The organism is Dietzia sp. NCCP-2495 (assembly GCF_026011735.1).
Classification (GTDB): domain Bacteria; phylum Actinomycetota; class Actinomycetes; order Mycobacteriales; family Mycobacteriaceae; genus Dietzia.
Genome location: NZ_BRVN01000003.1, coordinates 237,487 through 249,479, shown reverse-complemented (window position 1 = coordinate 249,479; position 11,993 = coordinate 237,487). Strand labels below are relative to the sequence as shown.

The 11,993-nt window shown below is 69.5% G+C and carries 7 protein-coding genes; 4 read left to right on the top strand and 3 right to left on the bottom strand.

Annotated elements, in window-relative coordinates; translation table 11 throughout:
- The 3 genes from OPF83_RS05475 to OPF83_RS05465 form a co-directional block, all read left to right on the top strand.
- Positions 1-1,882: DUF3556 domain-containing protein (locus OPF83_RS05475; RefSeq protein WP_375546210.1), on the top strand; the 1,882-nt coding region annotated here is incomplete at its 5' end.
- A 10-nt stretch (positions 1,883-1,892) separates the two neighbouring features.
- Complete coding sequence (locus OPF83_RS05470; protein ID WP_264886206.1) at positions 1,893-3,311, top strand: NAD(P)/FAD-dependent oxidoreductase; 1,419 nt, start codon at positions 1,893-1,895, stop codon at positions 3,309-3,311.
- Between the two features lie 23 nt (positions 3,312-3,334).
- Positions 3,335-4,630, top strand: coding sequence for a CdaR family transcriptional regulator (locus tag OPF83_RS05465; RefSeq protein ID WP_264886205.1), 1,296 nt, complete (start codon positions 3,335-3,337; stop codon positions 4,628-4,630).
- 10 nt (positions 4,631-4,640) lie between these two features.
- Here OPF83_RS05465 and OPF83_RS05460 read toward each other — a convergent pair whose 3' ends face one another.
- Positions 4,641-6,122, bottom strand: a complete 1,482-nt coding sequence (locus OPF83_RS05460) for a collagen-like triple helix repeat-containing protein (RefSeq protein WP_264886204.1) — start codon at positions 6,120-6,122, stop codon at positions 4,641-4,643.
- Positions 6,123-6,359: 237 nt separating this feature from the next.
- Between OPF83_RS05460 and OPF83_RS05455 the strand changes: the two genes are divergently transcribed.
- Positions 6,360-8,198 (top strand): acyl-CoA dehydrogenase, encoded by a 1,839-nt coding sequence (locus OPF83_RS05455; protein WP_264886203.1) that lies wholly within the window; start codon positions 6,360-6,362, stop codon positions 8,196-8,198.
- Between the two features lie 193 nt (positions 8,199-8,391).
- Here the strand turns inward: OPF83_RS05455 and OPF83_RS05450 are convergent, their stop codons facing one another.
- Together OPF83_RS05450 and OPF83_RS05445 are read right to left on the bottom strand one after the other, a co-directional pair.
- Complete coding sequence (locus OPF83_RS05450) at positions 8,392-10,335, bottom strand: VanW family protein (protein WP_264886202.1); 1,944 nt, start codon at positions 10,333-10,335, stop codon at positions 8,392-8,394.
- 271 nt (positions 10,336-10,606) lie between these two features.
- Positions 10,607-11,920 carry an acetyl-CoA C-acetyltransferase gene (locus OPF83_RS05445; RefSeq protein ID WP_264886201.1) on the bottom strand — a complete coding sequence of 438 codons (1,314 nt, stop codon included), beginning with the start codon at positions 11,918-11,920 and terminating at the stop codon, positions 10,607-10,609.
- Positions 11,921-11,993: the final 73 nt, after the last annotated feature.

Below are 11,993 nucleotides of genomic sequence, written 5' to 3'. Positions count from 1 at the left end.
ATTCCTCACCGCAGATATCCCTGATATCGACCCGGAGAAGTTCGAAGAGATCCCCGTCTTCGAGCGCATGCGGCTCCTCGCCCACCACTGGGTCGAGGTCGGCTTCGGCGCGCCGAAGATCATGCACTCGATGTACCTCATCAAGGGCCTGTTCTTCTTCATCGGCGGCTGGCTCGCGATCGGCCTCTCCACGCCGGGGCTCCCCCTGACCGACCTCGGCGCCTGGTGGGGCGAGCTGATCGTCTACCAGAAGGCCATGATCTGGGTGATCCTCTGGTCCGCCACCGGGTTCAACGAATCGTGGGGCCCACTCGCGTTCAAGTTCAAGCCCAACACCGCCGGCTACCGCTACTGGATGCGGACCGGCACCCTGCGGCTGCCGCCGTGGGGCGACAAGGTCCCGCTGACCAAGGGCGACGAGCGTCGCGCGATCGACGTGATGCTGTACGTCTCCATGCTCGGCGTGCTGGTTCTGGGCCTGGTGCTCCCCGGACAGCAGACCGCGGCCGCCTACAGCGAGGCCGGCCTCGTGCCCGCGTGGCCGTTCATCGCCTACGTCGCGATCCAGGCCGTGATGGGCCTGCGCGACCGCATCACCTACCTCGCCTCCCGTCCCGAGCAGTACTCGGTGATCATGCTCGGCTTCGGCGTGCTGACCATGTCGAGCCTGGGCGCCACGGACATGATCATCGTGGCCAAGATCGCGATGTTCGCCGTGTGGTGGGGCGCGTTCCTGTCCAAGATCGGGGTGCACTTCACGCCGACCGTGCAGACCATGCTCACCAATGCGCCGGTGATGAAGTCCAAGGCCCTGCGCCGGTCCCTCTACAAGGACGCACCGAACGACCTCAGGCCCACCAAGGTGGCGTTCTTCGCCGCGCACGTCCTGGGCACGTTCGTCGAATTCGTGGTCCCGCTCATCCTGCTGTTCACCACCAACTGGACCGTCGCGGTTCTGGCCGCCCTGTTCATGATGTGCTTCCACGTGTTCATCTACTCGATGTTCGCCCTGGCCATGCCGCAGGAGTGGAACCTCTTCTACGTGTTCGCGACCCCGATCGTGTTCCTGGGCTTCTTCGCCGGCGACGGCTACGCCCTGTGGGACGCCAGCAGCCCCTGGGTCCCGATCGTCGCCGCGGTTCTCACGCTGACACTGCCGATCCTCGGCAACTTCATGCCCGACAAGATCTCGTTCCTCATGTCCATGCGCCAGTACGCGGGCAACTGGGCCAACTCGACCATGGCCTTCCGGAACAACGGGTGCGAGGCCAAGCTTGACAACCCAGACTTCGTCACCTCCATGACCTCGCCGAAGCATCAGCTTTCGGCACTGTTCGGCGAGGCCGGTGCCGAGATGTTCCTGCAGAAGACCACTGCGTTCCGCATGATGAACACGCAGGGTCGCGGACACATGTCGATCTTCCCGTCGGTCCTGGACAGCATGGAGAACTACCGGTTCCGGGAGGGCGAGGTCATGTGCACCTTCTTCAACGGCTGGCAGTTCGGCGACGGCCACCTCTTCGACGAGCGCACCATCGCCGCCGTGCAGAAGCGCTGCAACTTCGAGCCGGGCGAGTTCATCAGCGTCTGGACCGAGTCCCAGCCGCTCCACAAGAAGACCATCGAGTACCGGGTCATCGACGCCGCGTTGGGCGTGGTCGAGCGCGGGTACTACGACGTCCGCGACGTGGTGGCCGAGCAGCCCTGGCTCCCGAACGGGCCGATCGCGTACACCGTGACGTGGCGTCACCCGGAGTACCTGCCCGCCGCCGAGCGGGCCTCGGGGGACGTCCCGAACACTCCGGGCGCCCACGCCGGGGTCGAGGTCTCCGGCTCCGATCGGTCCGTCGTGTCCGGTCGCGACGAGACGACCGTGGGATAGAACTGATCCCATGCCCACTGCACTCATCGTCGGTAGCGGACCCAACGGTCTGGCCGCCGCGTTGACACTGGCCGCCGGTGGGGTCGATGTGACCGTTCTGGAAGCATCCGACTCCATCGGCGGCGGCACGCGGTCCGGCGAGCTCACTCTGCCGGGACTGCTGCACGACCACTGCTCGGGGTTCCACCCGCTGGCCGTCGACACCGGCTTCAGTCGACAGTTCGACCTGGCGGCCCACGGCCTGCGCTGGCTCCACCCGGAGGTCCAGTACTCCCATCCGCTGGACGGCGGTCGCGGCGCGGCGGTCTGGACGTCGGTGGACGAGACCGCGTCGCAACTGGGCGCCGACGGTGCCTCGTATCGCCGCATGTTCGGCCCGTTGACCGAGCGCTTCCCGGGCATCGTCGAGGAGTTCCTGCAACCCCTGCTCCACCTCCCCCGGCACCCGCTGGCCCTGGCCCGTTTCGGGTCGTACTCCGCGATGCCCGCCGCGCTTCTCGCCCGACGCTGGGAGTCCGAGGAGGCCCGAGCGCTGTTCGCCGGCGTCGCGGCACACGCGTTCCGTCCGCTGGGTTCGGTGATGTCGTCGGCGATCGGCGTCGCACTGGGCACGGCGGCGCACCGCTACGGGTGGCCCGTTGCCGCCGGCGGCTCCGCCTCCATCACCTCGGCCATGGCCGCTCGCCTCGCCGAACAAGGCAGTCGCATCGAGACCGGCGCCCGGGTCACTGATCACCGCGAGCTCGGCCACCCCGACCTGCTCATGCTCAACACCTCCCCTTCGGCCGCCGCCGACATCCTCGGCAGCGCCCTCCCCCCGCGCGTGGCCCGCGCCTACCGCCGGTTCAGGCACGGCCCGGCCGCGTTCCAGGTGGCGTTCGCCGTCGAGGGCGGGATCCCGTGGACCCACGAGCCGTCGCGGCGGGCGGGGACGGTGCACGTCGGCGGCTCGCTGGCGGAGATCGCCGACGCGGAACGGCGGGTCGTCCGCGGCGAGATGCCGGAGCGTCCGTTCATCCTCGTGGGCCAGCAGTCCGCGGCCGAGCCGGGCCGCGCGAAGGACGGGATCCACCCGGTGGACGCGTACGCGCACGTCCCCGCGGGGTGGCCCGGTGACGCCACCGAGACGATCATCAGCCAGATCGAGCGCTTCGCCCCGGGCTTCCGGGATCGGATCCGCATGGCGGTGCCCAAGTCCACGTGGCAGATCGCGGCGTATGACCCCAACTTCGTGGGCGGCGACATCGTCACCGGCGCCAACACCCCGTTCCAGCTGGTCTTCCGTCCGCGGGTCGCGCTCGACCCGTACTCCGCGGGCATCCCCGGCGTGTACCTGTGCTCGGCGGCTACGCCTCCGGGCGCCGGCGCGCACGGGATGGCCGGCTGGAACGCCGCGCGGTCGGCCCTGTTGTATCTCGATGCACTGTGAGCCCGCCGGGCGACAATGACGCCATGCTGATCACCAGCCCTCAGGACCCGGAGCGGCTCCGGGAACTCGCCAGCCGGATCGGGGAGCGCCTGAGTACGCGCACGGACGAGATCAGCGAGAGTATGTCCGCCGCGATCGAGGGGGCGGTGGGGGAACTGGACGACGACTACGCCCGCGCGTCCCTCCACGCGAGCGTGCGCAACAACGTGGAGGTCATCGTCCACCTCCTCGCCCGGTCGCAGGCGCCGCACGACCTTCCGCCCGTGCCCGAGGCGGTCCGGTACGCGGTGGAGTTGGCCCGCTCCGAGGTCCCGAGCGCCTCCCTGCGGCGTGCCTATCACGTGGGGTCCGACAATCTCCTGGCCCACATCTTCGACGGGGTCCGGGAGATCGACTGCGAGTCGCACGAGCAACTCCCGCTCTTCCATCATCTGGCCGGCTGGCTGTACCAGTACGTCGACGAGATCACGCGAACGGTGATGGCGGCGTACGACGACGAGCTGCAGTCCTCCCGCAGTCGCGCCGCCCGGTCCGTCAACACCGTGGTGAGCGGCGCCCTGAGCGGCGAGTTCACCGATCTCGCCACGTTCGCCTCCACCACCGGGTACCGGCTGGACCAGCTCCACCTCGGCGCTCGGGTGTGGATCGACGACTACGGCTCCGCGCGCGACCAGGAACGAGTGCTCACCAGCGTGGTGGGCCACCTGACGGAGGAACTCCGCGTGGGCTCGACGCCCCTGACCGTGTTCACCGACAGGGCAACGGCCGAGGTGTGGTTCGGGTGGGCTCGTCGTCGTCCCCCTTTACACACGTCGAGCATTGCGCCGGTCGTGACCTCGGCCCCTCAGGCCCGCATCGCCTTCGGCGCCCCCGCGGCGGGGATCGACGGGTTCCGGACCACCCGCGCCCAGGCCGCGCGTACCGCCACGATCGCGCGGGTCTCCACGGTGCCCGCCGCCCACGTGGTCTCGTACGCGGATGACGGCATCCCGATCGTCGCCCGGTTGGCCGAGGACCTGCCCGCCACCCGGCGCTGGGTCGGCGAGGTGCTCGGCCCCCTGGCCCGCGACACCGCCGACGCCGCGCGGCAACGCGAGACGATCCGGGTGTTCCTCGAATCGGCGGAGAACTACTCCGACACCGCGGCCCGGCTGCTCCTGCACCGCAACACGGTCAAGTACCGGCTGACCAAGGCCGAGGACGAACTCGGGCGCGCGCCGGGAGAGCGTCGGATGGACACCCAGCTCGCGCTGACCACCTGTCACCTGCTCGGCGGCGCGGTCCTCACCCCGACCACCGCGACGGGCGCGGACGCCTAGCTCCGGGCGCCTAGTTCAGCGACTTCCCGCTCTCCCCGCCGCGGCGGCGCAGGAGCTGGAACCCCGGGATTCCGGCGACGGCATCGAGGCACTTCTGCGCCACGTCGAGGATCTGGTGCAGCTCGGGGGCGACCGTGTCGAGAGAGGCCAGGACCGGGATCACATCGTTCTCGAGGCTCGTGGCCAGCGCGGGGAGCTGATCGATCATGCTCGCGAGCGCCCGGATCTCGCCCGGGTCGATCGAGTCGAGGATGCCGTCCGCGATCGGCTCCACCGCGGTGATGGTCTTGTCCGCCCAGACCAGGACCTCGGCGAGTCGGGTCGCGACGTGGCGGGCGGTTTCCGGGGAGAGCTCGGTGTCGGCGAGGAGCGCCTCGACGACCGGCTTGACCGGGGCGAGGGTGGACTCGGCGAAATCGAGCAGCGGATCCACACGCCCGATGAGCCCGCCGGCGGAGTCGACCAGACCGTCGGCCACCTCGACCGTCAGGCCGACGCGCTCGACGAGTCCCGAGGCGGCGTCGACGGTCCCGTCGACGCGCGTGACCAGGGTCCGCGCCTGGTCGGCGGTGGTGGCGACGCGTCCCACGAGGTCGTCCGCGCGGACGACCGTGTCCCCCACGCGCACGACCAGACCCTGGGCGGTCTCCACCGTCTCGCCCACCCTCAGGACCAGGCCGTCAGCTGTGGTGACCGTGTCCCCCACGCGCAGGACCAGCTCGTCGGCGGTGTCGACCGTGTCCCCGACCCTGGTGACCAGGCCGGCGGCCTCGCCCACGGTGGCGTCCACCCGCTCCACGAGGCCCTCCGCCGACTCGACGGTCTCACCGACGCGCACCACGAGACCGTCCGCGGTGTCGGCGGTCTCGCCGACGCGGAGGACGAGGCCCGAGGCGGTGGTGACGGTCTCGCCGACCCTCAGGACGAGCCCGGCGGCCTCCTCGGCGGTGGCGCCCACCCGCTCGACGAGACTTTCCGCCGAACCGACGGTTGTCCCGACGCGGGTCACCAGTCCCTCGGCGGTGTCGACCGTGGCGCCGACGCGCACCACGAGGCCGTCGGCGGTGGTCACGGTGTCACCGACGCGGGCGACCAGACCTTCAGCGGTTCCCACGGTGGTCCCCACGCGGTCGACCAGCGCTTCGGCCTCGACCACGGTGCTGTCCACTCGTTCGACGAGGCCCTCCGCCGTGCCGACGGTACGGTCGACGCGCCCCACCACGACGTTGACGGTCGCGACGGTGGTGCGGACCCCGTCGACGGTGTCGGCGGCATCCGCGGCGATCGTGTCGATCGCCCTGATGATCCGGTTGACCTCGCCGAGGAGGGCGTTGACCTGCGCGACGATCTGTTCGGCGTCCGCGAGCAGTGCCAGAATCCGGGCGGGCAGGAGCATCAACTCCCTGGCCATCTTCAGCTCCCACTCGACGACGCGGAACGCCGCCCCCACGACAGACGACGGAGTCGGTACCCGGAGCTGGATGTCGGCCATAGGCTGATTCTGCCCCACCGGATGACATCTCACGACCAGCACAGACGCCGTCCCGCACGAGGCCGAGGGCATACCCGCAGGAATCAGAGCCTTTCCTCACCTTGGACTCATTGCTGACAACGCATTAGCATCTGTCTTGTTACCGGCCAGTAGGTTCCGGGTCGCCACCACGACCAGCACCGACTCGTCCGGCACCACCGTCACCACGACACCGCACTCCGAACGGAGAACACCGCAATGGGTCATTACAAGAGCAACCTCCGGGACCTCGAGTTCAACCTCTTCGAGGTCCTGCGGATCAACGAGTCACTCGACGCCGGCGAGTTCGGCGACATGGACACCGAGACGGCCAAGGGCATCCTCGCCGAGATCCGGACGCTGACCGAGGGACCGGTCGCCGAGTCCTTCGCCTCCGCGGACCGCAATCCGCCGGTCTTCGACCCCGAGACCCACACGGTGTCGATCCCCGAGGACTTCAAGAAGTCGTTCGCCGCCTGGTACGAGGCCGGCTACACCCTCATGGGCCTGCCGGAGGACCTCGGCGGCATGCCGACCCCGCGCAGCCTGGTGTGGGGCGCGGGCGAGATGATGCTCGGCGCCAACCCGGCCGCCTACATGTACTCGGCCGGCCCGTCCTTCGCCGCCGTGATGTACGAGAACGGCACCGAAGAGCAGAAGAAGTGGGCCGCCACCTGCGTCGAGCGCGGCTGGGGCGCCACCATGGTCCTCACCGAGCCTGATGCCGGCTCCGACGTGGGCGCGGGCCGTACCAAGGCCGTCAAGCAGGACGACGGCTCGTGGCACATCGAGGGCGTCAAGCGCTTCATCACCTCGGCCGACGCGGACGACATGTTCGAGAACACCTTCCACCTCGTGCTGGCCCGCCCCGAGGGCGCCGGCCCCGGCACCAAGGGCCTGTCGCTGTTCTTCGTCCCGAAGTTCCACTTCGACTTCGAGAAGAACGAGATGGGCGAGCGCAACGGTGTCTTCGTCACCGGTGTCGAGCACAAGATGGGCCTCAAGGTCTCCACCACGTGTGAGGTGACCTTCGGTGGCCACGGCGTTCCGGCCAAGGGCTGGATGGTCGGCGGCGATGTGCTCAACCAGGGCATCCGCCAGATGTTCGACGTGATCGAGCACGCCCGCATGATGGTCGGCACCAAGGCCATCTCCACCCTGTCGACCGGCTACCTCAACGCGCTCGAGTTCGCCAAGGAGCGCATCCAGGGCGGCGACATGGCCGAGATGGCCGACAAGAACGCCCCGCGCGTCACCATCACGCACCACCCGGACGTCCGCCGCGCGCTGATCCGTCAGAAGGCGTTCGCCGAGGGCCTGCGCGCCGTGTACATGTACACCGCCGCCCACCAGGACGAGAGCATCGCCGCGCGTGTCTCCGGCGCGGACGCCGAGATGGCCCACCGCGTCAACGACCTGCTCCTGCCGATCGTCAAGGGCGTCGGTTCGGAGCGGGCCTACGAGCTGCTCACCGAGTCGCTGCAGACCTTCGGTGGGTCGGGCTTCCTGCAGGACTACCCGATCGAGCAGTACATCCGTGACGCCAAGATCGACTCGCTCTACGAGGGCACCACGGCGATCCAGGCCCAGGACTTCTTCTTCCGCAAGATCGCCCGCGACCGCGGCACGGCCGTCGGCCACGTGTCGGCGCAGATCAAGAAGTTCCTGGAGAACGACGCCTCGAACGGCCAGCTGTCGGCCGAGCGCGAGCTCCTCGCGACCGCCATGGCCGATGTCGAGGCCATGATCGCCACCTGCTTCGAGCACCTCATGGGCGCGCAAGACGACCCGAAGCGCCTCTACACCATCGGCCTGGCGTCGGTGCGCGTGCTCATGGGCTTCGGCGACCTGGTCATGGGCTGGCGTCTGCTGGAGGGCGCGGAGGTCGCGCTCGGTGCCCTCGAGGGTGCCGACGACGACAACAAGGCCTTCTACAACGGCAAGATCGCGGCCGCTCGCTGGTTCGCCGCAAACGAGCTCCCGCTGCTCACCGCCACCCGCGGGATCGTCGCCGGCATGGGCAACGACCTCATGGAGCTGGACGAGGCCGCGTTCTGATCAGGCCCCACGCCTGATCAGCCACACGCCGATCAGCGCCACGCCTGACCAGCCCCACGCCTGATCAGCCGCACGGAATCCGCTACTCCCCCTGTGGATCCGCTACCCCTATACGGGTAGCGGATCCGGAGGGAGGGTAGCGGATTTCGGCATTTGGGGCTGTGGTGCATTTGGGGCTGGCCGGTTACCTCGGTTACCTGGGGATGGGCGGCAGGCCCGGGATACCCGGCAGCTGGATCGGCGGGATGCCCGGGATCTCCAGCGGCGGCGGTCCCTCGGGGGAAGCAGGCCGGTCTCCCTCCTCCTCCGGCCGCGCCTCCGGAGCACGGCAGTCGACGGCGTCGACCGGCGCGTACGTCGACGAGAAGGTGTCGGAGGAGACCCTGTCCTCCCCGCGAGTGACGACGCGAGTAACAGAAATCGAGTACCCGTCCTCGCCTGGCGACGGGGTACAGCCCTCCGAGGTCACGACGCGGACGTCCGGACGCCGGATATCGGTCCGCGGGGAGGTCGAGAAGCGGACGTCATACTCGGGCGTGCCCCACAGTTTGACCGTCACCGAGCTGCCGTTGCCGGAGGCGTCGATCACGAGCGCGGTCCCCTGGGCGTTACGGAACGAGACGTCGCGCGAGGCGGTGGCATCCCGACCGGCGGGGAAGGCCTCGTCGTCGACCCCTCTCCCCGACCTGGAGATATCCTGCGCGCCCGCCTCCAGCGCGGCGTTGAACAACGCCGTCGCCACCGCGTCGGCGGAGGTGTCGCCGGAGGCCGTCCCCGTCAGCGAGGACAGGGAGAACGACTCCCCGGCCGGGATGAACTGCCCGGCGAGCGAGGCGATCATCGACTGGGCGGTGCCGTTCGCGCCCACCGCGACGGTGAACTCACCGACGGGCGACCTCACTCCCGCCTTCTCGGCCTCCTCGGTGCTCAGCTCCGGGTCGCGGCCGACGTAGTTGACGGGCATCACGCGCGGGCCGTCGGCGTCGGTGAGCTGGCCCGGCAGTGCGCCGAGCAGCGGCCCCCACTCGATCTTGCGTCCCTTCACCGCCGGTACGACGGTCGCGGTGTCGCCACTGAAGGAGAAGGTCGCGTCCTTCCCGTCCTGCTCGGTCTCGGCCAGCATCGGCTCGAGGATCCCCTTGGCGGCCTCGGCGTCGAACCGTGGCTCGAGGTCTGCACCGTTCCGCACGAACGTCAGGTACTCGCCGATTCGCTCGCGGGGGAACACCACCGGGACGGCGTCCGGGTCGTCGCGGGAGATCATCGAGATCTCGCGCTCTGACGGCACGACGGGCTGCTGACCGGGCGCGGGCGGCGGGACAGGCATCCGAGTGGTGAGCGTGCGGCGCGGCGGCTCGGTGCCGTCCGGCCGCAGCTGCGAGGCCAGCAGGGTCACGTCCTCGGAGGCGGCGGGCTCGGCCACGTCGCGGATGAGGGCGCGGACCTCGCCGGCGTCGGTCTCGGTGGGGGTGAACTGGACGGCCAGGTCCACGCCGTCGTCGTCGAGCCAGTGCTCCAACACGGCGTCGCGCGACTTCTCGATCTCCATGCGCTGACCGTCCAGCGGGATGGCGGACTTGACCTCATCGCGGTCGAACCAGATGGCGCCCTCACGGGGCTCGAAATCCGCCTGGAGGGCGAGCTTCTCGAGGAAGTCGGTGAGGCGCGAATCGGGGATGACGCTGGCGATCCCCACCTCATGCGACCAGAACAGGCTGATCAGACGCGTGAACGGGTTAAGCGGCTGCTCGCCGACGCGGTCGAGGGTGCCCTGCCAGTCGACGGACAGCCCGACCTTCTCGGGATCCAGCGTCGTCGTCACCACCCCGGCGCGCAGGTCCACCTCCTCGTCGACCTTCGGCCCCAGCTCGGCCATGAGGAGTTGCTCGGCGTCGGCGGTCCGCATGCCGCCCACCTCGATACCGGCGACCTCGGCTCCACGCGGCACGCGGCCGATGCTGTGGACCAGGTCAAACCCGTACAGGACGGCGAGTCCCATGAAGATGCCGACGGCCGTGTAGATCCAGCGTGTGCGCACGCGGTACCGTCGTCGGTCCGACTCGACCGGCCGCGGGCCCACACCCTCGATCTCGACGGGCCGTGCCGGACCTGCGTCGTTGGTGGTGGACTCGTCCACGAGCTCTCACGCTCCTCACGGGCGATGACGTTGACCCGGGCGGGTCGCCGACAAGGTGTCCCGTCGGACCCCGCTACTGGTCCACTATGACGGAACGCTACTGAGGAGTGCAGCCCCCGCGCCGGGCGCGGGGGCTGCACCGGTCCACGGGGATCGCCCGTGGACTTTGTGTCTCGAGGATACGGTTCCGGACCCGTCGGTGGTGCCGACTGGCCGGTCAGGGACGTGTCAGGATGCCGTTGGCTCAGGAAGCGTCTGGCTCAGGAAGTGGTCAGCGCTCGACGATCGCGGTGACGCCCTGGCCGCCGGCGGCGCAGATGGAGATGAGCGCGCGGCCCGACCCCTTCTGCTCCAGCAGCTTGGCGGTGGCGGCGAGGATGCGTCCGCCGGTCGCGGCGAACGGGTGGCCGGCCGCGAGCGAGGAACCGTTGACGTTGAGCTTGCTGCGGTCGATCGAGCCCAGAGCCTTGTCGAGCCCGAGACGCTCGGTGCAGTACTCCTCGGACTCCCACGCAGCGAGCGTGGCCAGGACCTGCGAGGCGAACGCCTCGTGGATCTCGTAGTAGTCGAAGTCCTGCAGGGTCAGGCCGTTGCGCTCGAGCAGGCGCGGCACCGCGTAGGTGGGTGCCATGAGCAGGCCGTCCGGGGTGCGGCCGTCGTGACCGTGGATGAAGTCGACGGCGGCGGTCTCGGAGTCCACCAGGTAGGCGCGGACCGGGAGCTTGTTCTCCTTTGCCCACTCCTCGCTGGCGAGCAGGACCGCGGAGGCGCCGTCGGTGAGCGGGGTCGAGTTGGCGGCCGTCATGGTGGCCTCGGTGCCGTGCGCCTCGGCGTCACGCTTGCCGAAGACAGGCTTGAGGGTGGCCAGCTTCTCGGTCGAGGAGTCCGGACGCATGTTGTCGTCGCGCGCGACACCGAGGAACGGGGTCACCAGGTCGTCCTGGAAGCCGGAATCGTACGAGGCGGCCAGGTTCTTGTGGCTGGTCACGGCCAGCTCGTCCTGGTCCTCGCGGGTCACGCCCATCTCGCGGGCGGTGATCGCGGCGTGCTCGCCCATCGACAGGCCCGTGCGGGGCTCGGCGTTCTGCGGCTGCTCGGGCGCCAGCGCCTGCGGGCGGATGTCGCCGAGGAGCTTGATCCGGTCGATGTTGGACTTGGCCGCGGAGACCTTGATGAGGATCTTGCGGAGGTCGTCGTTGACGGCGAGCGGGGCGTCCGAGGTGGTGTCGGTGCCGCCGGCGATGCCGGACTCGATGCGGCCCATGGCGATCTGGTCCGCGACCTGGACGGCGGCGGCGAGGCCGGTGCCGCAGGCCTGCTGCAGGTCATAGGCCGGGGTGGTGGAGTCCAGGACGGAGCCGATCACGACCTCGCGGGTGAGGTTGAAATCACGGGAGTGCTTGAGCACCGCACCGGCGGCCACGGCGCCGAGCCGCGTGCCCTGGAGGTTGTAGCGTGCGGCAAGGCCGTCGACGGCGGCGGTGAGCATGTCCTGGTTGGACGCGTCGGCGTACTTGCCGTTCGAGCGCGCGAAGGGGATTCGGTTGCCGCCGACAATGGCGACCTTGCGAGGACTGGTGGTCACGTGTGTCACTCCCGTGTGCTGATTTCTCCGATGGCCCGGAACGCGGCCTTGGCGAGTATTGTTACTCAGCAGT

Excerpts from the sequence above, each read along its gene's own strand:
- OPF83_RS05465 (WP_264886205.1), top strand. The coding sequence starts at position 3,335 with ATGCTGATCACCAGCCCTCAGGACCCGGAGCGGCTCCGGGAACTCGCC.
- OPF83_RS05460 (WP_264886204.1), bottom strand. The coding sequence starts at position 6,122 with ATGGCCGACATCCAGCTCCGGGTACCGACTCCGTCGTCTGTCGTGGGG.
- OPF83_RS05470 (WP_264886206.1), top strand. The coding sequence starts at position 1,893 with ATGCCCACTGCACTCATCGTCGGTAGCGGACCCAACGGTCTGGCCGCC.
- OPF83_RS05455 (WP_264886203.1), top strand. The coding sequence starts at position 6,360 with ATGGGTCATTACAAGAGCAACCTCCGGGACCTCGAGTTCAACCTCTTC.